The organism is Lentzea sp. NPDC102401 (genome assembly GCF_044765805.1).
GTDB lineage: Bacteria > Actinomycetota > Actinomycetes > Mycobacteriales > Pseudonocardiaceae > Lentzea > Lentzea sokolovensis.
The window spans coordinates 20,417-45,265 of record NZ_JBIWKS010000018.1 but is presented as its reverse complement, the minus strand read 5'-3'; the positions used below and the strand labels follow the sequence as shown (position 1 = coordinate 45,265).

Here is a 24,849-nt window from a genome sequence, read left to right as displayed (position 1 = left end):
GCATGAAGACGTTCTACGCACACCCCGACGCCCAGCAGCGCGAGCGCCAGAAGACCGCTCGCAGCAAGGCCTTGGCCGCGGTCAAGGCCGGCGCGATCCGGTGGGGCAAGACCAACATCGGCACGACCGGGTTCGTCTACACGGTGGCCACCGCGCGGATCGAGCAGCTTGACGGACTGGAGCTGCTCATCGGACTGTTCGAGCTGCGCAACGCCGGGAAGATCCGCGTCAACGAACTGACCGGCGCGGTCACGGCATGACCGATGACGGCCGTACCGCGATCACCAAGCCGGGCGTGTACGACCTGGCCGAGGACGTCTACCACTCAGACCCCGTGCCGGGCGGTTCTTTGTCCGCGTCCGGAGCGAAGCTGATCCTGGACTGTCCCGCGCGGTTCCGGTACGCCGTCGACCACCGCGCCGCAGAGCACAAGAAGGTCTTCGACTTCGGCAGCGCCGCGCACAAGTACGTCCTCGGTACCGGCCCGGAGCTGGCCGTGGTCGACGCGCGGGACTGGCGAACCAAGGCCGCGCAGGAGGCCAAGAAGCTCGCGCGCGAACAGGGCAAGGTGCCGCTGCTCGCGCACGACCACGAGGCCGTGCAGGCGATGGCCCGCAAGATCGCGGAGCACCCGATCGCGGGCCAGCTGTTCGCGGCTGGCCAAGGCCAGGCCGAGCAGTCGCTGTTCTGGTTCGACGAGCGCTACGGGGTATGGCGGCGTGCCCGCCTCGACTGGCTGCCCAACGAGATCTCGTCGTCTGGGCGGCTGATCATCCCCGACTACAAGACCACGGTGTCCGTCGACCAGGAGTCGATCGCGAAGGCCATCCACAACCTCCGGTACCCGATGCAGGCCGACTGGTACTGCGACGCGGTCCAGGCCCTCGGCATCGCCGAGCACCCGGTGTTCCTGTTCGTGTTCCAGGAGAAGACACCCCCTTACCTGGTCCAGGTCGTCGAGCTCGACGGCTTGTTCCGGCGCATCGGCCGCGAGGACAACCGCCTGGCCCTTGAGGTGTTCGCCGAGTGCCAAGCCACCGGCGAATGGCCCGGCTACAGCAACGACATCGAGCTGATCGAGCCGCCCGCGTGGGCGGCGAAGAACCTGACCAAGGAGACCGTCTGGTGAGCACCACCATCGACATCGCACCACCCGCCGCGCCGATGGCTCCGCGGCTCGGCCAGGGCACGGCGATCGAGCAGTCCCGCGCCGTCGCCCAGGTCCAGGCCGCCGTGCTCGTCGCCCGCCAGTGGCCTCGCAACGTCCAGGCCGCGATCCGCGCCATGCAGGAAGCCTGTGCTCGGCCGTCGCTCGCGAAGACCGCGTTCTACGAGTACAAGCGCGGCGGCCAGACCGTGCAGGGCCCGACGATCAAGCTGCTGCAGGAGCTCGGCCGGATCTGGGGCAACCTCGACTTCGGCATGGCCGAGCTGTCCATCGACCACTCGGTGGGCCAGTCCGAGATGCTCGCGTTCGCCTGGGACCTGGAGTCGAACTCCCGCTTCTCCCAGATCGTGATCGTGCAGCACGTCCGCGACAAGACGGTCAACGGCGCGAAGGTCGCCGAGCAGCTGCAGGACCGCCGCGACGTCTACGAGGTCAACACCAGCAACGCCGCCCGGCGCCTGCGCGAGTGCATCCGCCGCGTCATCCCGGACTGGTTCCTCGAGGAGGCCACCCAGCGCTGCTACGCGACGTTGGAGAACCCCGGCGACGGGCTGACCGTGGCGCAGCGGGTGGCGCGGGTGACCCGCGGCTTCGAGAACGCGTGGGGTGTCGACGTGCGGCGCCTGGAGGCTCGCGTCGGCAAGCCCGTCGCCGACTGGACGGCGCGCGACGTCGCTCAGCTGGAGGTCGCGGGCAACTCCATCAAGGAGGGCAACCTCACCGTCGAGGACGCGTTCCCGCAGCGGGTCACCGCGGCCGAAGTCGCCAGCACCACCAAGGCGAAGGCCGCGCCCCAGAAGCCGGCCGAGGCCTCGGCCTCGGTCGCCGAGGAACCGCCGGGCGTGCCAGCGGACAACGTCGCCGAGGTCGTCCGGGAAGAGCTGGCCGGGCTCCAGGACAAGTTCGCTCCGAACGGCGAGAAGGCACCAGCGACGCAGCAGCAGCTGAAGAAGGTGCACACGCTCCTGACGGCGTGCCAGGTCAGTGACCGCGCTGAGCGGCTGGAGACGATCAGCCTGATCGTCCGCCAGCGCGTGACGTCGTCGAGCGACTTGACGCGCGCTGAGGCCGCTGGCGTCATCGACCTGCTGGAGCGCATCAGCCAGGACGAGAACCCGGTGAACGCCCTCGACATCGTGCTCGCCGAGTTCGCGTCCGCCGATGCGCAGGACACGCCATGACCGGCAACCTCGACCAGGCGCCAGATGCAGACCCCACCAGCGCATCGCAGCCTGGGGTGCCTGGCACCGTCTCCAGTCGCATTTGGGAAGGCAAGGACGGCGCCTCGTTCCTCGACGTGTCCAGGACGAGTCCTGGCGACAGGACCGTACTGCTCTTCGCCAACGACCCAGGCCGCGCGATCGGGGTTCCGCTCGCCGCCGCCCAGTTGCGCGAGCTCGCTGCGGACCTGATGGAGCGCGCCGACGTGCTCGACAACGTCGCAGGCCGCAACCGCAAGACGCCAGCGTGGCACATCCGCGAAGGCGAAGGGCGCCTCATGACCGCCCGGTTCCTGGTGAACACGAGCGACCGGTTCGAGCTCGCCCGCGCGCAGGCAGACATCGCCGCCGCGCACTTCACCGCCGCTGTCGCACTGCGCGGCCTCACGACCCATCCGCAAGTCGTGGTGCACAACCACATCGAACAGTCCGGAAAGGACACAGCGTGACCGACACGCCTGATGAGGCACCGCAGCAGGACTTCTCCGTGGCGCTCGTGAACACGGACAAGGGCCGCCTGAACGAGACCGCCTCGCACGAGCTCACCGAGCTACTCAAGGCCGTCCGGGAGACCAACAAGCCCGGCTCGATCACGATCACGCTCAAGATCACGCCCGACAAGGGCAGCGGCGGCGAACGCGTCGTGGTCGCCGGGTCGGTCACCACGAAGAAGCCGGCCTTCGACCCGCGCACGTCGATCTTCTTCCTCGACGAGGACGGCGGCATGCACCGCAACGACCCCCGCCAGCACGAGCTGTTCGAACAGGAGTCCAACGCACGATGAGCACCGAACCCACGAGCGAGCCCACCACGGAGCTCGGCGTCGTCGCGACCCCGATGACCGCCGAGAACGTCGACATCTTCCGCAAGCTCACCGTCGACCCGCGGGACATCGCGTCGGACGCGTCGTTCATCGCGGAACGCATGCGCAGCGACGAGTCTGTGCGCGTCGTCGACCTCGAACAGCACCTGCTCAACCCCCGCCGCCCGCGTGGCACGGTGGCCGTGAACGACCCTGCCGACTTCGGCCAGCTCGTGAACCGCCTTGCGGACATCGACCACTCCACGATGTGGGCCGACGTCAACGGCAACAAGGTCACCGCGGTCTTCGACGATCACGCCACCGCGTCGGTGGCAGGGTGGCGGCAGCACACCGCCCAGCTCGCGCTCAAGGTCGATCCGGACTGGCAGCGCTGGCTGGAGTTCAACGACAAGCTCGGCGACCAGGAGTGGTTCGCCGACTTCCTGGAGAACGTCGCGCACACGGTCGTCGAGCCGGACGCCGCGACGATGTACGAGATCGCCACGACGTTCCGCGCCTCAGTCGGCTCCAACTACTCCGGCGGCATCAAGCGGCAGTCGGGCGACACCTCGTTCACCTACAAGCAGGAGACCGACGCCCGCGCCGGCGCTTCCGGCGAGCTGGAGATCCCGACCGTGTTCACAGTGCGCCTCGCGCCGTGGCTCGGCGTCGACGCCGTCAACGTCACCGCGCGTCTGCGCTACCGGCTCAACAACGGCAACCTGCGGATCGGCTACGCGCTGCTGCGTCCCGATCGTGTGAAGGAAGAGGCGTTCGCGCTGGTCCTCCAGCGGCTCCGCGCCGATGTCCACGCCTACGTCCCGCTGTTCAAGGGCACCGCTCCGGCCGCGCTGGCCGCAGCCTCCCAGTAGTGCGTTGGCCGGTGCCCACTTCTCCTGGGCACCGGCCCTATCGCGCGGCCCTGTGCCCGCCCTGCAACACCATCACCGCCGAAGGGACCGCTGCCTCATGGCCACCGAAACGCCCACGCACGCCGGACGCTTCGAGTGGGAACGCGCCCTTCTCGACTCGGCACTTCCGTGGCATCTCAAGGCGTTCATGCTGCTGCTGGGCACCAAAATGGACGTCGACGGCCGCAACTGCAAGCCGTCCGCCCCGTGGCTGATGTCCAAGATGGGACGGTCACGCCAGCGGGTGTTCGAAATGCTCAAAGAGATCGAGGCCGCAGGCTGGATCACCACCGTGCGACGGGGCAAAACCGCTGTGCGGCTGCCTCGGATCCCTCTCAACCAGTCAGACCCATCTGACGGATTGACCCCGGAAGATCCACAGAATCCGTCAGGCCCATCTGACGGGTTGGGGATTGAGCTGCAGCCGGACCCGTCAGATACGTCTTACGGGTCGCCTATCCCCCACGAGTCAGACCCATCTGACTACACCCGTCAGACCCATCTGACGCAACCAACCATTACCAACCAACTGGGGGCGAGCGCCCGCCCCCAGACCCCCTTGCGAACCGAGTCGCCGCAAGCGGCACCTCGGACCGAGCTGGAACAGGAACCTGAGCAATCCAAGACTCCCGATGCGGAACTTGATCCTGAAACTCACGTTCCCCCGCGTGCGCAAAAAGTTCGGTGCGAGCACGGTCTCGCGGCGCCAGGGCGCGACGGCAAGCCCCGCTGCCCGATCTGCCGACGCGGCATCGCAGCCGTCGCCCCGGTCATCCAGCTGAGACCACCGGACCGGAGCGCGTCGTGACCCGGCAGGGCCGCCGCAAGACCGGCGGCACACGCGCCGGCCTCTTCCGCTGGGGCCCGCACGGCGACGTGCCCGACGAGGTCGAGGACAACCCGCTCCTCCGCCCCTGCCCGTTCTGCGGCGCCGCGGCCCGCCAGCCCTGCAAGCGCCCCAGCCGCAACGGATGGGCCGAGCTCGTCGGCCGCTTCCACGACTCGCGATCCGACACCGCAGTGATCAAGCCAGAGCACCCCGAACCGGGCCCTCAAACGCCCGCACAGCCACGAAAGGCCACCGGATGACCATCCAGACGCCTCCCGCCCTCGAAAACGATCACAGGGCCGACCCTCGCGGCTTCATCCCGCCGCACCCCGACACCGAGACCGCACGACGCGTTAACGACGCCATCCGGTCCGAGCGCTACCTCCCGACCCAGGTCGGCGTGTTCTGCGACGGGTGCGGCACCACCGTCGAAGCGGACTACCTCGTCAGCGTCGACGACGACCAGGCCGCGCGCTTCGAGGTCGCCCGCAAGCACCTGCGCACCCTCGGCTGGCGCTGCGACACCAAGGGCGACGTGTGCCCCAAGTGCAGGACCATCGAGCTGAACTCGCTGTGCCCCAACGGGTGCCCGCACATGGAGTGCTACTGCCCGGACGGCTCTGAGCCCCGCAACTGCGGCCACGGCCCCGGCGGCACCTGCGACGCCGGCCACTGCCTCGACTGCGACGCCTGCAACTGCGGGGAGGACTGGTGACCACCACAACCACCCGGCCGTGCTGGCACTGCGCCACACCGCACGAGTCCGACACCGTCCCCGCGCTCTGCTCCGACCCCTGCCGGGACGTCTGGCGCTCCCTCTACCAGCTCGCCTACGCCGAGCCGTCCGAGATCCTCGACGGCCCGATCCACCCCAACGCGGTCATGACGCCCGTGAGCGCCGCCGATCAGGGGCACGGCCTGAGCCCTGATCCCGTCATCGTCGACGAGGCCATGCTCGACCGACTCGAAGCCGCGTTCAACCGCCGCGCTCGCTGCGACGAGCGCGTCCTGGAGCTCAACGAAGCCCGCCAGCTCGGCTACCTCGCCGCGTCCGACGAATGGACCGACCACCGCGGCGAGCCGCTGATTCCCCCGCTTCAGGAAGCTGCCACTCGGCTCGCAAGCGCAGGCATGCTGCCCGAGTTCGCCGAGTGGTTCCCCGCACCCACCGACGACAACTGCGACATCCCCGCGCCGAACCACTGCGGTGCAATCGGATGGTGGGGCCACACGCGCTACCAGTGCACGCTTCCGCCAGACCACCAGGGCATGCACGAAAACGACACTCAGCCGCCCGGCGTGATCTGGCATGGCGACCACACACCGCCCTGCGCATGCTGCCCCGAGGTCCTGCCGGACGGCACCCGAAACGAGCCGAGGCCGGCCGACGAGCCCCAGGCCCTCGTCGGCGCCGAGCAGGCCGCAGCGGCGCGACTGCTCCCCCTTGGCATGCCCGAACGCGCCGAACTCCTCGGCGAGTGCCCGCCCCGACCACCCGAACCTCCGGTCACCGGCCGACCGCTCGTCGAACTCCGCGGCATGGTCCAGGCCCGCCCGCCGTGGTGGCAGAGGTGGTTCAGCCGTGGCTGACCGACGCCCCAACCTCACCGGCTACGAGCAGCGCCTCCTCCAGCTGATCGCCGACGGCAAGACCGACAGGGAGATCGCCGACGAGGTGTTCTTCAGCAACCGCACGGTGAAGTACCAGATCCGCAAGCTCTCCCAGGCTTTCCACGCACGCGGACGCACCAACCTCGTCGCCCGCGCCTTCCGCGCCGGCCTGATGCCCACCGAACACGAGTGCTGCGCCAAGGAGGCAACCAGTGGCTGAACGCACGCCCGCCCAGACCGCCCACGCGGACCAGATCTACGCCGTGATGCGGGACGCGCTCGACGCCATGGTCCGCGACTCCCGCGAGACCCTCGACGACCTGAGCGACCAGCAGGCCGCCGAGACCCTCGCCGCCAGCATCGTCAACAAGGACTTCCACCGCTGCACGATCGCCTCCTACCTCGCGCTCGCCATCGTCCGACTCCAGCGCCAGGAGGCGGACCGTGGCTGACCTGATCAACGCCCTGGAGATCCGCAAAGCCCTGGGCCCCAAGCTCTGGGGGCCGCCTAAGCCGATGCCACCGGACGGATGCCAGCTCGTGGCCAAGGACGGCGACGCCAAGATCATCGTCAGCGGCTTCTACGAGTCGTGGTTCTTCGACGTCGACAAGGACCGAGCGTGGATCCACGCCTCGATCAGCCGCGCCAGCGGCCTGCCCACCTACGAAGACCTCGGCATCCTGCACCGCGCCGTCTGGGGCACCACAGGCACCGCCTACCAGTGCTTCGTCCCGCCCACCAAGCACATCAACATCCACGCCCGCGCCCTGCACCTCTGGGGCCGCGCGGACGGCACGAACGCCCTGCCCGACTTCGGCAAGTTCGGAACCATCTAGTGGCCGGCCTCGGGCCCTGGAGCTACGCGCTGATCGGTGCCGCCGTCGCACTGATCAGCGCGGCAGCGCTCTGCCAGCTCCTGGAGATGGCCACCACCGAGACCCGGCAGCGGCCCACCCCACTCGCCGGGGCCGCGATCGCACTGCTCACCGTGGGCGCACTGACCGGCATCGCCATTGCGATCACCGCTGGAGGTGGGACATGACCGACGAGCGGCCCGTCATCGCCTGCGGCCGAGGCCGGCCAACGGCACGAGACCTGGCCGCGCTCGCCGAGTTCCGCGAGTTCCTGAAGGCCCAGGCGCAGCTGAAGAAGACCATCGAGCAGAGGAAAGCCGCCAGTGACTGAGCCCCAGACCGGAGGCGACCTTCCCGAATTCCGTGTCGCGGTGACGGTGTTCACCACCGTGCGTGCCGTCGACCACCGCGACGCGTTGAACCGAGCCGAGGCTGGCGTGGCGCGCGCCTTGCTCGGCACCAGCGTTCCGCCCGTAACGCTGGAGACCCCGCATCCGCGGATCGGCACGTTCGAGGTGAACGTGGAGGCCGTGGTCGAGACGGGCGCCGCCGCCCGCAACGGCTACCTCGGCACCGTGCCGACCGCCAAGGCCTACCCCGACTGAGCGGCGCGGCCGGCCAGTGAGGTCCGCAGCCCGCGAGTTACGAACCTAACTCGCGGCGACCGAAAGCCTCACTCACCGGTTGACCTGCGGAAAGTTAGCTGAGTTAGACGTCCGGACCGGCACGTAAAACGGCCCCGGACCCCCTCGAATCAGGGGTTCCGGGGCCGTTGCCTCGAGGTAACTCACTCGGGGCTTTCGGCGCCTTCGGCGTCGGTGTCCTCGGTGCTCGGTCGCCGGTCGACGTGCCGGTACAGCGTGGCCCTGGACCGCTCGACGGCGTCCGCCATGAAGGCCGCCGGGACGCCGGTGTCGATGGCGTCTGCGACCGCCTTCCACATCTTGCCCTCGGCCTCGTCGGAGGTCTTCTTGGCGCGGAGAGCTGCGGCGATGGCGTCGCGTTGCGCGTCGGTTTTGGGCGTCCACTTTGGCCTGGGCACGCGCTGGAGCATATCCGTTCCTGTCTCTTGGGTGAAACACCTTGACGTGGCCCATGCTGCCTCATTACTGTCGCATCAGCAAGACAGTAATGAGGCAGTTTCACCCAACAAAAACGGCCCTGACCGGTGCGGGAACACCAGGCCAGGGCCTTGATCCCAACCTGAGCGTCCAGGAGGACCCGTGGCCGAGTCTGCCACCCACAACGCCCCGACCGACACCCCCGACGTGCAGCGCGACGGCAGGTACGTGGACCTGGTGCGCTGGATCCTGTGGGAGTTCGACACCTCCACCGCGATCGCCGAGAGGAACAACGGCGGCAGCCGCGAGACGCAGGGCCGCGTCGACGCCTACGACGGCCTGCTGCGCTACCTCCAGGGCTACGAGGGCACCGACCGCGACGGCCTGCGCGCCCGGTTCGGTGAGCAGAAGTGAGCACCGTGCGCGGCCTGCGCCGCCTCACCGTGCCCGCCGCCGTCGCCCTGGTCCTCGTGACCGTGCTGGCCCTGCTGGCGCGCATCGTCGCCGTGGTGGCCGCCCTGGTCGCCGACGTCGCCGAGCGCCTGGCCGACGCGGGCGACCAGGCCCGCCGCACCGTGACCACCCCGGTGCCCGCCTCGTACAGCTCCTGACCAGCACTTCCGTGCTCCACAACTTCTTCCGCTTTCTCGATCACATGTGCAAGGAGCAACACCCATGAGCAGCTTTCAGGGCTATGTGTCCGACCCGGACAACCTCGAAGAGTGGGCCGAGGCCAACGCCTTGACCATCGCGACGACGGAGGGCATCGCGGCCGACCAGGAGACGGAGGTGCCGCTGGTGCTGGTCGAGGCCAGCTACAAGCCCGGCGGCGACAGCAAGCACCCGGTCCGGCTGACGATCGCCGACACCATCAGGGCGGCGGCGTCACTGGTCAGCACCGCGCACGACAGCCTCAACGAGACGTCGTTTGCGCTGGAAGAGACGCATGACGCCAAGGCGTTGCTGGGTCTGCTGGGCCGCCTGACGGAGGTGGACGAAGCGGTCTGGGAGCTGCGGACGTGGCTGTACCACGAGCTGGAGCACCGCCTCACGCCCGCCGACGACGAGGACCAGGCCCCAGTCGCCGAGCTCGTCGACGGCCCGGCGTTCTGGCGCGAGGCCCCGACCAGCGAGCACCGCAACGACGGCCTGTACCCGTTCGTGTTCCGCCAGGACGACGACGGCGCCCTGATGCTGCACAGCGTCGCCGGGGACACCGAGCACGACCACGTCACCAGCGACGAGCCCCGCACCTTCATCACGGCGGCGAGGCAGTACGGGCCGCTCGTGCGCTGCGACGCCAACGGCAAGCCGCTCGACGAGGGCCAGGCGGACGCGGCCGAGGGCGAGGCCGGCCAGTGAGCAGCAAGCTCGACGTGCTGACCGCCATCGCCACGGCGGACGCCTACGACCGGGAGACCGAGACGGCGCCGCTCCGCGATCTGTCGGAGCCGGTTGCCGCGAGCATCGAGTCGGCCGCCATGGTCGCCGGAGAGCAGACCGCCGACGAACCGGGCGGCACGGCCGAGGCCTTCGAGAGCGGAGACGCGCGGGACCTGGCCCGGCAGGAAGTCGCCGCGCGTGCCGCCGCCGGTCTGCCCGAGCTGAGCGGCAAGACCCTCGGCAAGATGTTCGGCTACTCCGACAGGTGGGGACGGGACCGGATCGCCGAGGTGCGCAGGTCAGCGCCTGCGGCAAGCCCGGCTACGGCCGCGGCAAGCCCGGCGGTCAAGGCGGCGCACGGTGCGGCAAGCGGAGCGAACGCCCCGGTGACCGCGGCTCCCGCCGACCAGCCCGGCACCGACGTGCGGCACGCCCCCGCGACCGCCGTCACTGCGGCGGCAGACGACACCGCCCACCACGGCACCGCCGAGTCCCCGGCGCCGGTCTCCGCGACGGCGGGACCTGCCGCGGCTGCACCGACCGGCACGCCGCCGCGTGCGTGGCCGGTGTTGCTTCTCGCGCTCCCGGCGTTCGTGGCGATCTGGGGCGGCTGGGTGGGCCTCGGCGAGATGGCCGGCTTCGGCCTCGTGAACCTGCTGCCCGGCATCGGCGACGGCTGGACGATCAACACGGCGATCACGCTGCCGATCGGCGTGGAGGCCTACGCCGCGTACGCCCTGTGGGTGTGGCTGTCCGGCGTCGCCCCGACGCTGCTGGCCCGCCGGTTCGCGATGTGGTCCGCGCTCGGGTCGCTCGTGCTCGGCATGGGCGGCCAAGTCAGCTACCACCTGCTCAAGGCCGCCGGGGTCACCGTCGCGCCGTGGCAGATCACCACGTTCGTGTCCTGCCTGCCCGTGGTCGTTCTCGGCTGCGGCGCCGCCCTCGCCCACCTGCTCCGCAACCACGAGAGGAACTGACCATGTTCGGACGCGGCAAGAGCGTTCCCGTGACCCCGGTGGCCACGCCGAGGTCGAAGTGCGACCACTCCGCCTACTCGGGTAGCCGCGATGGCAACACGCTCGCCTGCCGGTGCAGCAACCCCGCTTGCGGGCACACCTGGACCGAGTCCCTGACCCCCGCGGAGCTGGGGCAGGTCAAGGAATGGACGGCCGGCTGATGCCCGAGGAACTCGTGCACGAGGGCAGCAGGTCGCTGTGGGACGGCTCGTTCAAGGCCCTGTGCGGCGTGAAGATGCCGAGCGGCACCGGCAAGAGCGTCTGGTTCGGAAAGACCACCTGCCCCGGCTGCATCGCAGCCAAGAAGCCCTGACCTTCTGACACGTCCCTGACCCTGCACACCGCAATTCCCTGCACCACAACAACATTCACAACAACGCCCAGAAAGGCGCCTGCCATGACCGCTGTCCTCGACCACACGCCCGCCCCGATCCCCGCCCGCGCCACCACGTCGACGCCCGTCTGCACCCGCTGGTCGCTGCCCGTGGCCTCGGGGGAGCCCACCGCGTGCCCGCTGACCGGAACGGACTCCTGCCCCTCCAGCCAGGCCCTGATCGACACCTGCAAGGAGTGCTGACCCGGCATGGACCGCGAGGTCACGCACGCACCGTGATGGCGCTGACCTGCACGAGATAGCCCCAGGCGGGCGGCTCCGGACTCGACATCTGGCCGCCCGCCTGGTCCCACTCCCGAAGGAGTTTCAAGATCGTGGCACAGCCGGACGAGCGCACGGGGCAGGTCGTCCCGTTCCCTACCCGAAAGGCGGACGTCGAACCGGCGCCCGAGGTCCTCGACGGCGAACTCGTCGACGACGCCGCACCGCGGCGACCAGCCCGGTGGGTGCCCTCGACGATCGTCCGCGTCGTCGAGCACGAGCCCACCCGGCGCCGTGCCCGCACCGCGGCCGGCGCTCTCGTCACGGTCGCCGCCGGGTTCGGCTCCTGGGCGTCCAAGTACCGCGACGCCCGCACGCTGGCCCCGTACAACCGGCACCTGCGCGCAGCCGAGGCTGCGGGCGACCGGCAGGCCGTCGCCGAGGCGCTCGACCGGCGCTCGCTCGCGATCGAGCAGCGGCACAAGCGGCTGACCGAGCTGCCGAAGGTCGCCGCCGGGTTCGCCAAGGTCGCGGTCGGCTCGCTCGCCGCGCTCGTCGTGCTGCTGCTCGTCGCCGCGCTGGTCGCCCAGCTGGCCGGCGTCGGCACGTTCCTCGGGTTCCTGGGCGGCGTGCTCGACCTCATCCGGTTCGTGGCCACGGTGGTCGCGGTCGCGTGGCTGCCGCTGCTCATCGCGTCCCCGTTCCTGGTGGGCGTCATGGCGTGGCGCGAGGGCAACCGCACCGGCACCGCGCCGGACTGGGCCGTGTCGCCCGTGAAGAGGCAGGAAGCCAGCAGCATCGTCACGCCCGGCGGCATCGCCCAGGCCCTCGTGCACCTGGGCGTCCCGGCCCTGAACAAGGCACTCAAGGACGGGTGGACGGTCGAGTTCCACACCCCGCCCACGCGGGTCAACAACAAGGGCTACCAGGCGGTGTTCTCGCTGCCGTTCGGCGTGACGCCGGAGATGATCGCGGACAAGCGGGCCGTGCTGGCCCGCAACCTGTTCCGCGAGCAGATCGAGGTGTGGCCGACCGCGGCCGAGAAGCCCGTCACCTACGTGGACCTGTGGGTCGCCGACAGCGGCTCCGGACGCAAGCCCGCGCCCGCCTACCCGCTGCTCACCTCCGGCACCGTGGACGTGTTCAAGGCGGTGCCCCTCGGGGTGTCGCAGCGCGGCGACCTCATCGCCCCGCCGCTGGTCGAGGCGAACATGGTGTTCGGTGGCCTGCCCGGACAGGGCAAGTCCAACGCCGTCCGCGTGGTCATGCTCGGCGCCGCCCTGGATCCGCTCGCCGAGCTGTGGGTGTACGTGTTCGCCGGGAACGGCGACTTCGACGTCTACCGGCCACGCCTGGCCCGCTACGAGCGCGGCACCGGCGTCGAGGTCGTCGAGGACGCGCTCGCCGCCCTGCACGAGCTGTACGAGGAGGTTGGCCGGCGTGAGGCTCGGCTGGCCGAGCTGGGCGTCAAGAAGGTCACGCGGGCGCTGGCCGAGAAGCATCACGACCTGCGGCCGATCGTCGCCGGGTTCTCCGAGTGCCACGAGCTGTTCGGCAACGCCGAGCTGGGCAAGGAAGCCGGTGAAATCGCGGTCAACATCGTCAAGCGCGGGCGCAAGACCGGCGTCATCCTCGCGTTCGACACCCAGTCCTCGCGGGCCGCGGCCATCCCGCCTGCGCTGGTCGAGCAGGTCGCGATCAACGTGTGCTTCTACGTCAAGACCTGGCGCAACAACGACGGCTTCCTCGGCGACGGCTCGTTCCGCGCCGGCATCCGGGCCACCGAGCTGCGGTTCAACGTCGACCGCGGCACGGCCATCACGACCGGCACCACCGACGAGACGTTCGAGCTGCTGAAGTGGTTCTACATCGAGGCCCGCGAGGACGGTTTCGACGCCGCCGAGGACGTCATCGAGCGGGCGATGGGCCTGGTGCACCCGGCGCTGCCCGTGGGCAGCCCCAGGCGCGCGCTGGAGACCGAACGGCGAGACCTGCTGGAGGACCTGGCCGACGCGCTCGGCCACGAGAAGGTGAACGCGGCCGATGTCCCCGCTCGGCTGCGCGAGCTCGCGCCGAACTGGGCTCCATACCGGACGCTCAACGGCAAGGCGCTCGTCGCGCAGCTCGCCCAGCTCGGTGTGAAGGTGCCCTCGACCGGCAACCGGTACCCGGTCGACCCCGGCGCCGTCCGCCAGGCCCTCGCGGAGCGATCAACCGCGGACCTCGACGACGACCTGTAGACACAGGAACGGCCCTCACGCCAACGCCTGCGTGAGGGCCGACCGCCCTGCTACCCCTTGACACTGCACAACCCGGCGCACCCGACACGCCCACAGCAACGCGGCGAGCCTAGCGCAGCGTGCGCTTCACCTGATCACCAGCAGCACCAATGCCTCTACGATCAGTACCTCGATCGAAGTTGAGGTTTGCGACAGGAGCACCGCCATGCCGATCGGAACCGTCACCATCACGTGGAAGATCACCACCGACGTGGCCGGCCTGATCCCCGCCACCGGCAAAGTCCGCTGGCACCTGCCGCGCACCGTGCTCACCGACGAGGTCATCGCAGGCCTCGCCCCCACACCCTGGACCGACCTCGTTGCAGGCGCCGGAAGCATCACGATCCCGGACCCGTGGGACCCGGCCATCGCGCCGCAGGGCTGGGCGCCCGAGATCGAGATCGAAAGCACCGCGATCAACGGCCGATGGGCCGTCCACGTCCCCGAGGGCAACGCCGGCCAGACGCTCAAGCTCAACCAGCTCACCACCCTGCCCAGCGCCGTGCCCGGCAACGTGTTCGCGCTCGTCAACCACACCCACGCGGAGGGTGGCGGCGGAACCGGCCCGGCCGGGCCGCAGGGACCAGCTGGCCCGCAAGGGCCCGCAGGTCCCACCGGCGCCACAGGAGCAACCGGCGCGCAGGGTCCGGCAGGGGCCACCGGCGCACAAGGCCCGGCCGGAGCAACGGGACCCGCCGGTGCAGACGGTGCAGACGGAGCGACTGGCGCCCAAGGACCAGCGGGCGCAACCGGCCCCGCAGGTGCAGACGGAGCGGACGGCACGCTGAAGGGATTCGGCCGCACCGCCGCTGTCACCGGCACCTTCGGACCATGCGGCGACAGCGGCACCTGGACCGCCTGCCCCGCAGACTTCCGCGCCACCAGTCCGGCAGCCGCAGGCGACAAACTGCTGTGGAGCTTCGAACACCTGCACCAGACGGACCAGGAAGCCGTCTACGACCTCGCCGCCATCGTCGGCGGCGTGCCGGTCCGCTACCTCAGCAGCGGCACGGACACACCTCTTGCCGCTGGCTACGGCGGGCTATACACCGCCGTCTCACTCGCGCGTGGCCTTCGCCCCACGTGGTGGGTGGTCGAGGCCGGAGACATCGAGGACGGCACGGTGACGATCGCCCTGATGTACCGCAACAACGGCAGCGGCAACACCATGGGCCACGCCGCCGTGCCCGGCCGCGTCGTGCTCGCGAACATGGGACAAGCAGCATGACCGGCCAACCAGGACGGGTGACCCAGACCATCACGGTCGGCGACGGCAGCGGACTGCCCGGCAACTGCCTCCAGGCCGCCGTCGCGTCCCTGCTCAACCTCGACCTCGACGACGTGCCGCACTTCGCGCTCTACCCCGACTGGCTCGAACGGCTGATCGGATTCGGCGCGGCGCACGGCTACAGCGTGACGTACCAACCGCTCACCGTGCCCGTCACGTTCGGACTCGCGTTCGGCCAGTCACCACGCGGCGTCTTCCACGCTGTCGTCCTACGCGGCGCCGAGCTGTGGGACCCGCACCCCTGCCGCGACGGGCTCGTGTCCGTCGCGAACTACGTGGCGTGGACACCGAAGCGCCCAGCATCAGCAACCACTCGATCCAGAAAGGATCACGCAATGCTCAACACCAACGGTCGCCACCAGTCCACCGAACACTTCGCAAAGTTCTTCGAGTACGGCCACCTCAGCGGAGACCTCAAGCCCGTCTCGAAGGCCTGCGCCGAGCTCGCCCAGACCATGGTCGACAACATCCCAGACGGCCCCGAACTGTCCGCCGGCCTGCGCAAGTTGTTGGAAGCCAAGGACTGCTTCGTCCGCGCCGCCCTCTCCAGGTAAGGAAACCCTCGTGTCCAACAAAGACATCCCAGCCGACGAACTCCTCGACTACATCCTCGCTGGCACCGTCGTGCTCCCGCCCTCGGCCACCGGCCACGCCGGCCAGGGCGAAGCCATCGACCAGCGCACCGCCGAGGACCACGCCTGCTGGCGCTGCACCAAACCCGCCACCTGCGCGTACATCATCGAGACCGACGACATCACGCCGTGCTGGCTCGACCTGTGCGACAAAGACGCCGGCTGGCTCCGCGGCAACCTCACCCCCGAACTGCGCGTCGCGATCGGCCACGCCCAGGCATGAGCAAGGGCTGGACCGGAGGCAGCACCCGCCAATGGCGACGCACCCGCGCCGCCGTGCTCGAGCAAAACCAGCTCGACACCGGCGGGCGCTGCACCGTCCAGATCCCCACCATCTGCACCCGCTGGGCCGACACCGTCCACCACACCAAAGGCCGCGCCATCACCGGCGACGACCCCGCCCACCTCGTCGCCAGCTGCACCCCGTGCAACCTCCACATCGGCGACCCCCAGACCCACAACCCCGCATGCCCGCTCTGCGCACAACGCCCAAGCAACGCGCTCGACCCCGAGCCCCGACCCATGACCTGGTGGTAACCATGACCAACGACATCCCGACCGAGAACCTGCCGTGCCCGTGCCCGCGCTGCCAGCCCAAGCTGCACGTGCACCACTGCGGCCAGATCAACTGCACCGGCGAGTGCCGCCACACCGGCGACGAGCCGACGCTGCATCTCGACTCGTCCTCGCTGCTGTCCAAGTACGGCTTCGACGACGGCACCATCCCCGACCAGGTCCTCGACTACCTCGACGAGCACGGCATCACGTACCCGGACGACTGGCGCGCCGTCCTGGTCACCCTCGTCCGGACGCACCTGCTGCCCGAACTCGCCAAGCACCACCGCGTCGACGTCGAGGAGATCGGCGGCCACCACAACCCCATCCGCGCACGCAGCGTCGACGGCACGCCCATCGGCACCGAGCTGCCGTTCATCAGCCTCACGCCCGAGTACATGCTCGTGCCGATGTCCGAGGTCGCCCAGCTCGTCAGCCAGCAGAACAGCGAGAAGGCACCATGACCACGACCAACATCGATCCCGACCGCGCATGTCCACACGAGAACTTCGAGTCGATCGTGGGCGTGCACCGGCTCACCGATGGCGACGACGGCCCCGTGAAGGGCTACACGGCGGAGATCCGCATCCGCTGCCTCGACTGCGACGAGCCGTTCCGCTGGATCGGCGTACCCGCCGGCCTGTCACCAGGAGCGCCGAGGGTGAGCGTCGACGAGACCGAGCTGCGCGCGCCGCTTCGGCCCGCGTCGTCCGATCCGGACTTCGGCCTCGGCCTACCCGGCTTCGCCGTCCGGATGGCCTGAGCCATGGGCGGCTGGCTCAGCGACACCCTCAAGGCCTGCATGCCCGCGCTCCGCAAGGAGCTCGAACGCGCCGTAACCGAAGCAGAGGCCAACCGCCTCGATCGCGCGCTCGCCCGCAGCCGCGGCAATACCATCAGCCCGACCGCACCAATCCACGTGTCGGCGAAGCCAGCGACCGCGCCCGCTATGCCGCCGATCCGTCCCGCACCAACGGAAGGGACAGCTGTGACCGAGCTGCTCGACTTCATCAACGCCCGCCTCGCCGAAGACGAGCAGACCGCCCGCAAGGCGTTCACGCGCATGCCCGGCAAGGAACACACGGCCCACTGGACCGCGGACTTCAGCGTCGGCATGCAGGTCCGCAATGGCGAGGGCAACCTCGTCGTCGGGCACTCCTGGCCGAACGAGATCGCCCACATCGAACGGTTCAACCCCAGGCGCGCGCTGGACGACGTCGAGGCGAAACGCGAGCTGCTGCGCCTCCACACACCTCACGAGAACCGTGACGGCGACATCGAGTGCCCCACGTGCGTCTACACCGGAACCGACGAAGACGCGGGCGGCAACCGGTTCCGCTACCGCGAGCACGACGAGTGGCCGTGCCAGACCGTACGGGCCGTCGCCCTGGCCTACCAGCGCCACGAGGACTACCGAGCCGAGTGGAGGTGGTGGAACGAGAACGCGATGACCGCGAACGACCCGGAGCCACCACCCGGCTCGATCGTCGACGACGCCACGGGAGTGCAGTGGCTCCGCTCGACCGGAGGCGAATACTGGCTGCGCCTCGACGACCTCGACGGCGACCCGGAGTCCTGGACCAAGGTGGCTGGCAACTACGGACCCGTCAAGCTCAAGAGGCGGCAGGCGTGAGCGACACCAACGAGCTCGTGCCGTGGCTGCGCGAGCAGATCGCCGAGAAGCGCCAGCGTGCGATGGCTACAGCGTTCCTGCCTGATGGGCCCGCACCGACGTGGACCTACGACCGATACCGGTTCGGCGTCACCGTCCAGCACAGCGACGGCTACCAGGTTGGCGTGGCCTCGCGCCGTGCTGGCGCAGCGCCCGGCCTGGGTCGGTACGAGGAAGACCTGCTCGACGTCGACGGCCAGCACATCGAGCTCAACGACCCACGCTCCGCCGTGGCCGAGTGCGACGCACACACCGCGATCCTCGACCTGCACTTCGTCCGGAGCGATGGCCGTGACCTGTGCAACGAGGACAACGACCCCTACCCGTGCGGCACGGTGCGCGCCCTCGGCCTGGCCCACCAGCACCGCGCTGGCTACCGCGAAGAGTGGCGGTGGCGACCGTGACCGCACGCCGCGGCTGGGTGGCACCGCGCGAGGGTGGCTACACGGGCGGGCCAGCTGGCACACCGCCGCCGCCTCCGAGGGGGTCAGGGGGCGTCGCCACCGGGCCGCAGCCGGAATGCATTCGCAGGCCTCTGACCTGCGGAAACAGGTGTCCACAGTGGATGATCAGCGGCACCCCCTCTGACCTGCGGTTTTCCCGGCCTTGACCCACCCCGGACATCCGCGTCCTTATGTCCTCTCTCTCCCCGATTTGATTTCGGGCGATCTTGGGGGTCCAGACCTCGACTAAGCTGGAGGTCTGGACCTCGATATTGGTGGAGGTCAGGGCCCGCGCGGAGGTGATTCTCGTGCCCGCTGACAACTCGATGGCGTCTGCGGTGGCGAGCGCCGTGGCTGCGGTGAAGCGCCGGCCTGAAGACGTTGCACTCGTGCGCCTGATTGAGCGGTACGCGCAGACCATCGACGATGCGGCCGAGATCGCGGAGCAGGCCTCGCTGATCGAGCCGGACAACGTCTCGACCGCGAACCAGCTTGCGGCGCTGAAGCGGCGCGTCGAGCACCAGGCCGTGCTCGCCGAGCTCGGGCCGAAGCTTCAGGCCGCTCTGGAGTCGCTGGGGGCCTCCCCGAAGGCGCGTGCTGCGATGCAGAAGGGGGGCCCTGCCCGTGGTCGCGACGACGAAAAGGCCGACTCGAAGCGCGCGAAGCTCGACGCCCTCATCGACGACGCTGAAGGTGCTCGGAAGCACTAAGCCACGCCTGTTCACGCCCCCGCTGGTGACCGGCCGGCGCGGTCCGTGCGGTTGCGGCTGCGCGCTGACTCCCAAGACCAGCTACGGGTTCCGGGTGGTGCGGTTCGCCGAGGACATCCTCGAGATGCCGCTGGACCCGTGGGAACGCTGGCTCGTGATCCACGCGGGCGAGCTGCTGCCGGACGGGTCGCCGCGGTTTCGCAAGGTCTTGGTCATCGTCGCGCGACAGAATGGCAAGACCCACGTCTTAGTGGTGTTGAGCCTCTACTGGCTGTTCGTGGAGCGGCAGAAGCTGATCCTCGGCACGTCGACGAACCTCGACTACGCCCAGGAGAGCTGGGAGAAGGCCGTTGAGATCGCGGAGGGCATCGAGGAGCTCGCCGAGCGGATCCCGGCGCGGGGTGTGCGTCGCACCAACGGTCAGAACATGCTGCGGACGTCCGCGAAGTGTCGCTACAAGATCGCGGCGAGCAACCGCAAGGGTGGCCGGTCGCTGACGGTGCACCGGCTGATCCTCGACGAGCTCCGCGAGCACCCGAACTGGAAGGCCTGGTCGGCCGCGTACAACGCGATGAACGCCGTTGACGACGCGCAGGCGTTCGCGATCACCAACCAGGGCGACGCCTCCGCTGTGGTGCTGAAGTCGTTGCGGTCCGCGGCGATCAAGTCCGAGAACGGCGTCGACACGCTGCGCACGGACAGCGCGGACCCGCAGCTGGGCGTGTTCGAGTGGTCGGCGCCGCTGGGGGCGCGCGCGGACGACCCGGCCGCATTGGCGATGGCGAACCCGAACCTGGAGCGCCGTGGTCTGCGGCTGGTGACGTTGCAGGCCGAGGCGCGGCGGGCGATGGAGAACGGCGGTGAGGAGCTCGCCGAGTTCAACACCGAGGTGCTCTGCATGATGGTCCCGGTGCTGGACCCGGCGATCGATGCGCAGGCGTTGGAGCGTTGCGACATCTCGATCGGCGTGGGCGCGGCACGGCGGCTCAAGGCGTTCTCGCTAGCCGCCGCCCGCACGCGGATCGCGGCGGTGCTGGACGTGGCGCCGAACGGTTCGCACGCCACGTTGATGGCCGGCGCGCTGCTGGACAACGGCAAGGTGCGGGTGCAGGTGGTGAAGGCGTGGAGTGGCGAGCACGCGTTGCGTGACTGCGCGAAGGAGCTGCCCGCGCTGGTGAAGCGGTTGAAGCCGCGGCTGTTCGGCTGGTTCCCGAAGGGCCCTGCGGCGGCGTTGGCGGGCAGCCTGGCCGAGCGCAAGGCCGACGACCCGCGTGGCGTGTGGCCGCCGAAGGGCGTGGAGGTCATCGAGATCACCTCGGCGTCGGCGGTGTGCATGCAGCTGTCGGCGCAGGTGCAGGCGGAGAACCTGGAGTTCAACGGTGACCTGCTGATCACGGCGCACTTGGTCGGTGCGGAGAAGCTGCACTCGGGTGACGGGTGGCGGTTCGTGCGTCGAGGTGCGGGCAACTGCGATGCCGCGTACGGCACGGCGGGCGTGGTTCACCTGGCGCTGACGATGCCTCCGCCGGTGAAGGCCGCAGGCAGGCAGCGGGTGATCGTGGCGGGAAGTTCTTCGGCACGTCAGGGGCAGAACGCCGCGTGACGGGAAATCCTTTCGAATGCATTGTGAATGCCAGGAAGATTTCCTGTTAGCCTTCGATCATGGGCTGGTTGAGGACACTGCTGGGGCTGCCGGGGCCTGCGGTGTTCGAGCGCGCCGCCGAGACGCCGGCCTCTCCGTCGGTGACGTTCAGCCTCGACATCACGCCCGTCGACGACCTCGTGCAGCTGGCGAGCGCGACGCTGTCGAACTCGCCGGTCTCGCGGAAGGCCGCGCTGTCGGTGCCCGCGGTGCTGCGCGGCCGGAACATCTTGTGCGCCATCTCGACGCTGCCGCTGGTCACCCGTGACCGCGACAACCAGGTGGTCGTCTCGCCGCTGGTGGACCAGATCGATCCGAACGTCGCGAACATCGTGGTGCTGGCGCAGACCGTCGAGGACCTCGTGTTCGACGCCATCTCGTGGTGGAAGGTCACCGCCCGCAATGCGGTGGGCTGGCCGACTGCGGCGATGCACTGCGACGTGCACACCGTGTCGATGGAGCCGCCGGGCGAGAAGTGGCGCGAGGCCCGCACGCTGCCGTCCGGCCAGCAGCTGCCGGGCGGATCGGTGTGGGTCAACGGGGTCGAGACCCCGGCGCGGGACATGATCCGGTTCGACAGCCCGAACCCGCCGCTGCGTGAAGCCGCTGCACGGACCATCCGCCGTGCCGTGCTGCTGGAGCAGGTCCAGGCGATGTATGCCAGGGATCCGAGGCCGCAGGACTACTTCACGCCGGCCGAGGGCGCCGACCAGGCCGACGACGACGAGATCAGGGAGATCCTCGACGCCTGGCAGCAGGCCCGCCGGGAACGCTCGACCGGCTACGTGCCGAACTCGTTGACCTACAACAGCGTCGACTCGCCGTCCCCGGCCGAGATGCAGCTGGTCGAGCTGGAGAAGCAGGTCACGATCGGCCTGGCGAACGCCATGGGCATCGATCCCGAGGACCTGGGCGTCAGCACGACCAGCAGGACCTACCAGAACGGCGTGGACCGTCGGCAGGACCGCATCAACGACACGCTGGCGTCGTACATGGGTGCGGTCACGTCGCGTCTGTCCATGAACGACATCACCCCGCGCGGCCGGAAGGTGTTCTTCGAGCTCGACGAGTACTTGCGCGCGGACCCGCTGACCCGGTGGCAGACCTACAAGATCGGCACCGAGATCGAGGCGATCTCCGTGCCTGAGATCCGCAGCAAGGAGCGCTACCCGGCTGTGCCGGTCGAGCCCTCGGCTGCCAACCGTGCCCGTCCCTCGAAGTCCCAGGAGGTGGCCGGCATGCCCGGTGCCCGTACCGAGGCCACCGCACCGGTGGCCGTGAAGTTCAGCAACCCGCTGATCCGCCCGGAGCAGGCCACCGAGGACGACACCTCGGCGGTGGTCTCGTTCTCCCTGTCGGCTGCGGACGCTCAGTTCACTGTGGACCGCGAGACCCGCACGGTGTCCGGGCTTCTGGTGCCGTGGAACAAGGTCGCGCGGTCGGGCTGGTCGAAGTGGTCGTTCAAGCCGAACAGCCTGAAGTGGGCTGACGCGTCGCGCGTGAAGCTCAACCGCGAGCACGACCGGCGCACTGCGGTGGCGTACGCGTCCGACCTGAAGAACACGGCTCCCGGTCTGTGGGGCTCGTTCAAGGTGGCGCGCGGCGCCGCTGGCGACGAGGTGCTCAGCCTCGCGGAGGACAAGGTCCTCGACGGGTTCTCGATCGAGGTCGACTTCGACGGCGACGGTTCCGAGTGGACCCGCGACCCGGACGACGACCTGGTCAAGGTCGTCACGTCCGGCCAGCTCAGGGGTTGTGCGATCACGTCCGCCCCCGCTTTTGACGACGCCCGTGTCACGAGCGTCGCAGCATCCCGCAACGAGAGGAACACGGACATGCCCGGTAGCACCGGCACGGAGCAGGAGACCCCGGCCGCGGCGCCGGTCTTGGGTCCGGAGGCGGTCGCGGCGTTCACCGCAGCGGTCGAGGCGTTCACGGCGAACGCCGGTGGCATCAGCGACGCGATCACGGCGCTCGTCGAGGCCCAGCAGAAGCAGGGCCGCGGCGAAGGCGGCGAGGGTCCGGAGTTCGTCGACCCGCGCCAGGGCAAGGCCCAGTTCGAGGTGAACGAGAAGCCGCTGTACCGCTTCGACGGCCGCCGCGGTGAGCACGACTTCAGCTCGGACATGATCTCCGGTCTCAAGGGCGACGAGGAGGCGAAGGACCGCGTCCAGAACTGGCTCAAGGACCACTTCGCCAGGGCTCGCGCCGAGTTCGCGGTCACGACCGGCAACATCTCCAGCCTCAACCCGGCCATCAACCGGCCGGACCTGTACGTCGACCAGCTGACGTACCGCACGCCGATCTGGGACGCGATCCGCAAGGGCACCCTCGACGACGCGACCCCCTTCGTCCTGCCGAAGTTCAACACCAGCTCGGGCCTGGTCGCCGCGCACACGCAGAACACCGAGCCGACGCCGGGTGCACTGACCACCACGGCGCAGACGATCACGCCGTCCGCCGTGTCGGGCAAGATCGAGATCACGCGTGAGGCGTGGGATCAGGGCGGCAACCCGCAGCTGTCCTCGATCGTGTGGCGGCAGATGCTGCGCGCCTGGGACGAGGCTCTGGAGATCGCGTCGGCGACGCTGCTCGCCGGCTTGACGGTCACCACGCTCACCCTCACCGCGGGCCTGGCCGACAAGGCGCTCGCCAAGGCGGTGAAGGCCTCGCTGGCCGGCCTGCACTTCGTCAGGGGTGGTTTCCGGTTCCAGGACTTCGAGCTGGAGCAGGGCCTGTACACGGCGCTCACCAACGCCCAGGACGACACCGGCCGCAGCCTGTTCCCGATCATCGGCGCGCAGAACGCGGACGGCCTGACCGGCAACCTGTTCGGCTCGCTCAACGTCGGCGGCCTGGCCGGCCGCCCGGCCTGGGCGCTGCCCTACACCGCGGGCGCCGCGAACAAGAGCTTTTTGTTCAACCGCGAGGACGTGCACGGCTGGGCCACCACGCCGAGGCGCCTGGACTTCGAGTACCAGGTCAAGACCGTCGAGATCGGCATCTGGGGCTACCAGGCCCTCGCCTGCACCCGCACCGACGGTGTGCGGGCCTACAGCTACGACGAGACCGCGTAAGGGGTCGTGGACACCATGACGGAACCCGTCACCATGAAGCGCCCGCCGTTGAGCGGGCCTGGCTCGGACCTCGATGCGCAGAAGGCGTACGCGGTCCACATCTCCGGCAAGGACGAGGAGTTCTTCGCCGAGATGAAGCGCGCCGACGTCATCGCGTTCATCGACAGCTGGGCGGATCCGGACAAGCCGAAGCAGGCCCCGGAGGGCGTGACGCCGATCGACGAGCCGGTGCACAAGACCCCGCAGGGTCTTCCCGCGTGGTCCGTGCCGGTCGAGGGCGGCTACGTCGCCGAGCACGAGATGCAGCGGTTCGAGCGCGAGCAGTTCGAGCGCAGCCGAACGCAGCGGGGCTGACACGCGATGCCGGGGTGGGTGACGTTCGACGAGCTGCTCAACGAGATCGACCAGGAGGACCAGGACGACCTGGCCGAGGGCGATGAGCAGCGGCTGCGGCGCGTGTTCGATGCGGCGGTCACGTTCGTTGAGCGCATCCACAAGGGACGGTTCAACTTCACCGGTGAGCCGTCCTCCCGGCCGCTGCCTGGCGAGGATCTGAAGCTGGGCACGGTGATGCTGGCGCGGCGCTGGGACACCCGGCGCCGCTCGCCTGGCGGTCTGGTCGCGATGGCCGAGCTCGGCGCGGCGCGGGTGCCGTCGTTCGACGCGGACATCGATCGTCTGCTGCGGATCGGCCGGCATGCCATCCCGAGGGTGGGGTGACGGCCGTGGCGGACGACGACTCGAACGACGCGTTCGACTACATGGGACAGATCAAGGCGGCCATCAGGTTCGCGAAGGGCGTCAACGTCTACGACGACCCGGCGGCGACGTTCCGGCCTCCGGCCGCGCTGGTGTTCGCACCGGAGCTGGATCTGGCGGTCGGCGCGGACGCGACCGAGGCGACGTATCCGGTGATCGTGATGGCGTCCGGTGACAAGGACGTGCTCAAGCGGCTGCTGAAGCTGGTCTCCCAGGTGGCGCAGGCGATCCACGAGAACACCGACAACAGCGTGATCGTGCGGTCCGCGTCGCCGGGCAACTACGAGGCCGGCGGCCAGGCGCTGCCGTGCTACCTGCTCACGGTCGAAGTGAGCCTGTGA

General features: G+C 69.6%; 39 protein-coding genes. 38 read left to right on the top strand and 1 reads right to left on the bottom strand.

Annotation, left to right across the window (positions count from 1 at the left end):
• Positions 1 to 2 precede the first annotated feature (2 nt).
• From ACIRG5_RS42530 to ACIRG5_RS42455, 16 genes are all read left to right on the top strand, one after another.
• On the top strand, positions 3 to 260 hold the full coding sequence (locus tag ACIRG5_RS42530) for a hypothetical protein (RefSeq protein ID WP_402916131.1): 258 nt from the start codon (positions 3 to 5) through the stop codon (positions 258 to 260).
• Positions 257 to 1,129: a PD-(D/E)XK nuclease-like domain-containing protein gene (locus ACIRG5_RS42525; RefSeq protein ID WP_402916129.1), complete on the top strand. Its 873-nt coding sequence runs from the start codon at positions 257 to 259 to the stop codon at positions 1,127 to 1,129. Before ACIRG5_RS42530 ends, ACIRG5_RS42525 begins: the two co-directional genes overlap by 4 nt.
• Entirely contained in the window at positions 1,126 to 2,349 is a 1,224-nt protein-coding gene (locus ACIRG5_RS42520) for a hypothetical protein (protein WP_402916127.1), read from the top strand. Before ACIRG5_RS42525 ends, ACIRG5_RS42520 begins: the two co-directional genes overlap by 4 nt.
• Positions 2,346 to 2,837 (top strand): hypothetical protein, encoded by a 492-nt coding sequence (locus ACIRG5_RS42515; RefSeq protein WP_402916126.1) that lies wholly within the window; start codon positions 2,346 to 2,348, stop codon positions 2,835 to 2,837. Before ACIRG5_RS42520 ends, ACIRG5_RS42515 begins: the two co-directional genes overlap by 4 nt.
• Complete coding sequence (locus tag ACIRG5_RS42510; RefSeq protein WP_402916124.1) at positions 2,834 to 3,172, top strand: hypothetical protein; 339 nt, start codon at positions 2,834 to 2,836, stop codon at positions 3,170 to 3,172. The genes ACIRG5_RS42515 and ACIRG5_RS42510 overlap by 4 nt, the downstream gene beginning before the upstream one ends.
• On the top strand, positions 3,169 to 4,062 hold the full coding sequence (locus tag ACIRG5_RS42505) for a DUF2303 family protein (protein ID WP_402916122.1): 894 nt from the start codon (positions 3,169 to 3,171) through the stop codon (positions 4,060 to 4,062). The genes ACIRG5_RS42510 and ACIRG5_RS42505 overlap by 4 nt, the downstream gene beginning before the upstream one ends.
• Before the next feature lie 97 nt (positions 4,063 to 4,159).
• Entirely contained in the window at positions 4,160 to 4,909 is a 750-nt protein-coding gene (locus ACIRG5_RS42500; protein ID WP_402916120.1) for a hypothetical protein, read from the top strand.
• Positions 4,906 to 5,190 carry a hypothetical protein gene (locus ACIRG5_RS42495; RefSeq protein ID WP_402916118.1) on the top strand — a complete coding sequence of 95 codons (285 nt, stop codon included), beginning with the start codon at positions 4,906 to 4,908 and terminating at the stop codon, positions 5,188 to 5,190. Before ACIRG5_RS42500 ends, ACIRG5_RS42495 begins: the two co-directional genes overlap by 4 nt.
• Positions 5,187 to 5,645: a hypothetical protein gene (locus tag ACIRG5_RS42490; RefSeq protein WP_402916116.1), complete on the top strand. Its 459-nt coding sequence runs from the start codon at positions 5,187 to 5,189 to the stop codon at positions 5,643 to 5,645. Before ACIRG5_RS42495 ends, ACIRG5_RS42490 begins: the two co-directional genes overlap by 4 nt.
• Positions 5,642 to 6,520, top strand: a complete 879-nt coding sequence (locus ACIRG5_RS42485) for a hypothetical protein (RefSeq protein ID WP_402916114.1) — start codon at positions 5,642 to 5,644, stop codon at positions 6,518 to 6,520. The genes ACIRG5_RS42490 and ACIRG5_RS42485 overlap by 4 nt, the downstream gene beginning before the upstream one ends.
• Positions 6,513 to 6,761, top strand: coding sequence for a LuxR C-terminal-related transcriptional regulator (locus tag ACIRG5_RS42480; protein ID WP_402916112.1), 249 nt, complete (start codon positions 6,513 to 6,515; stop codon positions 6,759 to 6,761). The genes ACIRG5_RS42485 and ACIRG5_RS42480 overlap by 8 nt, the downstream gene beginning before the upstream one ends.
• Entirely contained in the window at positions 6,754 to 6,993 is a 240-nt protein-coding gene (locus ACIRG5_RS42475) for a hypothetical protein (protein ID WP_402916110.1), read from the top strand. The genes ACIRG5_RS42480 and ACIRG5_RS42475 overlap by 8 nt, the downstream gene beginning before the upstream one ends.
• Positions 6,986 to 7,378 carry a hypothetical protein gene (locus ACIRG5_RS42470; protein ID WP_402916109.1) on the top strand — a complete coding sequence of 131 codons (393 nt, stop codon included), beginning with the start codon at positions 6,986 to 6,988 and terminating at the stop codon, positions 7,376 to 7,378. Before ACIRG5_RS42475 ends, ACIRG5_RS42470 begins: the two co-directional genes overlap by 8 nt.
• The gene (locus tag ACIRG5_RS42465; RefSeq protein WP_402916107.1) at positions 7,378 to 7,584 is read left to right on the top strand and encodes a hypothetical protein; all 207 of its coding nucleotides are present in this window, start codon (positions 7,378 to 7,380) and stop codon (positions 7,582 to 7,584) included. The genes ACIRG5_RS42470 and ACIRG5_RS42465 overlap by 1 nt, the downstream gene beginning before the upstream one ends.
• A complete protein-coding gene (locus tag ACIRG5_RS42460; protein WP_402916105.1) occupies positions 7,581 to 7,727 on the top strand; it encodes a hypothetical protein in 147 nt (48 codons plus the stop codon). Before ACIRG5_RS42465 ends, ACIRG5_RS42460 begins: the two co-directional genes overlap by 4 nt.
• Complete coding sequence (locus tag ACIRG5_RS42455; protein ID WP_402916103.1) at positions 7,720 to 8,001, top strand: hypothetical protein; 282 nt, start codon at positions 7,720 to 7,722, stop codon at positions 7,999 to 8,001. The genes ACIRG5_RS42460 and ACIRG5_RS42455 overlap by 8 nt, the downstream gene beginning before the upstream one ends.
• 182 nt (positions 8,002 to 8,183) lie before the next feature.
• Here the strand turns inward: ACIRG5_RS42455 and ACIRG5_RS42450 are convergent, their stop codons facing one another.
• The gene (locus ACIRG5_RS42450; RefSeq protein ID WP_402916101.1) at positions 8,184 to 8,438 is read right to left on the bottom strand and encodes a hypothetical protein; all 255 of its coding nucleotides are present in this window, start codon (positions 8,436 to 8,438) and stop codon (positions 8,184 to 8,186) included.
• A 181-nt stretch (positions 8,439 to 8,619) separates the two neighbouring features.
• On the opposite strand from ACIRG5_RS42450, the gene ACIRG5_RS42445 reads away from it, so the two are divergent.
• The 22 genes from ACIRG5_RS42445 (at position 8,620) to ACIRG5_RS42340 (ending at position 24,849) form a co-directional block, all read left to right on the top strand.
• On the top strand, positions 8,620 to 8,871 hold the full coding sequence (locus ACIRG5_RS42445; protein WP_402916099.1) for a hypothetical protein: 252 nt from the start codon (positions 8,620 to 8,622) through the stop codon (positions 8,869 to 8,871).
• The gene (locus ACIRG5_RS42440) at positions 8,868 to 9,068 is read left to right on the top strand and encodes a hypothetical protein (RefSeq protein WP_402916097.1); all 201 of its coding nucleotides are present in this window, start codon (positions 8,868 to 8,870) and stop codon (positions 9,066 to 9,068) included. Before ACIRG5_RS42445 ends, ACIRG5_RS42440 begins: the two co-directional genes overlap by 4 nt.
• 64 nt (positions 9,069 to 9,132) lie before the next feature.
• Positions 9,133 to 9,819: a hypothetical protein gene (locus tag ACIRG5_RS42435; protein ID WP_402916095.1), complete on the top strand. Its 687-nt coding sequence runs from the start codon at positions 9,133 to 9,135 to the stop codon at positions 9,817 to 9,819.
• Positions 9,816 to 10,817 carry a hypothetical protein gene (locus ACIRG5_RS42430; protein WP_402916093.1) on the top strand — a complete coding sequence of 334 codons (1,002 nt, stop codon included), beginning with the start codon at positions 9,816 to 9,818 and terminating at the stop codon, positions 10,815 to 10,817. The genes ACIRG5_RS42435 and ACIRG5_RS42430 overlap by 4 nt, the downstream gene beginning before the upstream one ends.
• Positions 10,818 to 10,819: 2 nt before the next feature.
• On the top strand, positions 10,820 to 11,017 hold the full coding sequence (locus ACIRG5_RS42425) for a hypothetical protein (RefSeq protein WP_402916091.1): 198 nt from the start codon (positions 10,820 to 10,822) through the stop codon (positions 11,015 to 11,017).
• Positions 11,002 to 11,169 (top strand): hypothetical protein, encoded by a 168-nt coding sequence (locus ACIRG5_RS42420; RefSeq protein ID WP_402916089.1) that lies wholly within the window; start codon positions 11,002 to 11,004, stop codon positions 11,167 to 11,169. The genes ACIRG5_RS42425 and ACIRG5_RS42420 overlap by 16 nt, the downstream gene beginning before the upstream one ends.
• An 84-nt stretch (positions 11,170 to 11,253) precedes the next feature.
• Positions 11,254 to 11,433: a hypothetical protein gene (locus ACIRG5_RS42415; RefSeq protein WP_402916087.1), complete on the top strand. Its 180-nt coding sequence runs from the start codon at positions 11,254 to 11,256 to the stop codon at positions 11,431 to 11,433.
• A gap of 131 nt (positions 11,434 to 11,564) precedes the next feature.
• Positions 11,565 to 13,691, top strand: a complete 2,127-nt coding sequence (locus ACIRG5_RS42410; RefSeq protein WP_402916085.1) for an FtsK/SpoIIIE domain-containing protein — start codon at positions 11,565 to 11,567, stop codon at positions 13,689 to 13,691.
• Positions 13,692 to 13,896: 205 nt separating this feature from the next.
• On the top strand, positions 13,897 to 14,958 hold the full coding sequence (locus tag ACIRG5_RS42405; protein ID WP_402916083.1) for a hypothetical protein: 1,062 nt from the start codon (positions 13,897 to 13,899) through the stop codon (positions 14,956 to 14,958).
• Entirely contained in the window at positions 14,955 to 15,572 is a 618-nt protein-coding gene (locus ACIRG5_RS42400; protein ID WP_402916081.1) for a hypothetical protein, read from the top strand. The genes ACIRG5_RS42405 and ACIRG5_RS42400 overlap by 4 nt, the downstream gene beginning before the upstream one ends.
• A gap of 10 nt (positions 15,573 to 15,582) precedes the next feature.
• Positions 15,583 to 15,873: a hypothetical protein gene (locus tag ACIRG5_RS42395; protein WP_402916079.1), complete on the top strand. Its 291-nt coding sequence runs from the start codon at positions 15,583 to 15,585 to the stop codon at positions 15,871 to 15,873.
• The gene (locus ACIRG5_RS42390) at positions 15,870 to 16,187 is read left to right on the top strand and encodes a hypothetical protein (protein WP_402916077.1); all 318 of its coding nucleotides are present in this window, start codon (positions 15,870 to 15,872) and stop codon (positions 16,185 to 16,187) included. The genes ACIRG5_RS42395 and ACIRG5_RS42390 overlap by 4 nt, the downstream gene beginning before the upstream one ends.
• A gap of 2 nt (positions 16,188 to 16,189) precedes the next feature.
• Complete coding sequence (locus ACIRG5_RS42385; protein WP_402916075.1) at positions 16,190 to 16,669, top strand: hypothetical protein; 480 nt, start codon at positions 16,190 to 16,192, stop codon at positions 16,667 to 16,669.
• On the top strand, positions 16,666 to 16,968 hold the full coding sequence (locus ACIRG5_RS42380; RefSeq protein WP_402916073.1) for a hypothetical protein: 303 nt from the start codon (positions 16,666 to 16,668) through the stop codon (positions 16,966 to 16,968). Before ACIRG5_RS42385 ends, ACIRG5_RS42380 begins: the two co-directional genes overlap by 4 nt.
• A gap of 225 nt (positions 16,969 to 17,193) precedes the next feature.
• Complete coding sequence (locus ACIRG5_RS42375) at positions 17,194 to 17,838, top strand: DUF6221 family protein (protein ID WP_402916071.1); 645 nt, start codon at positions 17,194 to 17,196, stop codon at positions 17,836 to 17,838.
• Positions 17,835 to 18,281, top strand: a complete 447-nt coding sequence (locus ACIRG5_RS42370) for a DUF6221 family protein (RefSeq protein WP_402916069.1) — start codon at positions 17,835 to 17,837, stop codon at positions 18,279 to 18,281. Before ACIRG5_RS42375 ends, ACIRG5_RS42370 begins: the two co-directional genes overlap by 4 nt.
• Positions 18,282 to 18,628: 347 nt before the next feature.
• A complete protein-coding gene (locus tag ACIRG5_RS42365) occupies positions 18,629 to 19,030 on the top strand; it encodes a hypothetical protein (RefSeq protein ID WP_402916067.1) in 402 nt (133 codons plus the stop codon).
• The gene (locus ACIRG5_RS42360) at positions 19,014 to 20,633 is read left to right on the top strand and encodes a terminase (protein ID WP_402916065.1); all 1,620 of its coding nucleotides are present in this window, start codon (positions 19,014 to 19,016) and stop codon (positions 20,631 to 20,633) included. Before ACIRG5_RS42365 ends, ACIRG5_RS42360 begins: the two co-directional genes overlap by 17 nt.
• A gap of 59 nt (positions 20,634 to 20,692) precedes the next feature.
• Positions 20,693 to 23,749 (top strand): phage portal protein, encoded by a 3,057-nt coding sequence (locus ACIRG5_RS42355; RefSeq protein ID WP_402916063.1) that lies wholly within the window; start codon positions 20,693 to 20,695, stop codon positions 23,747 to 23,749.
• Between the two features lie 15 nt (positions 23,750 to 23,764).
• The gene (locus tag ACIRG5_RS42350; protein WP_402916062.1) at positions 23,765 to 24,103 is read left to right on the top strand and encodes a hypothetical protein; all 339 of its coding nucleotides are present in this window, start codon (positions 23,765 to 23,767) and stop codon (positions 24,101 to 24,103) included.
• A gap of 18 nt (positions 24,104 to 24,121) precedes the next feature.
• Positions 24,122 to 24,469, top strand: a complete 348-nt coding sequence (locus ACIRG5_RS42345; RefSeq protein ID WP_402916060.1) for a hypothetical protein — start codon at positions 24,122 to 24,124, stop codon at positions 24,467 to 24,469.
• A gap of 5 nt (positions 24,470 to 24,474) precedes the next feature.
• On the top strand, positions 24,475 to 24,849 hold the full coding sequence (locus ACIRG5_RS42340) for a hypothetical protein (RefSeq protein WP_402916058.1): 375 nt from the start codon (positions 24,475 to 24,477) through the stop codon (positions 24,847 to 24,849).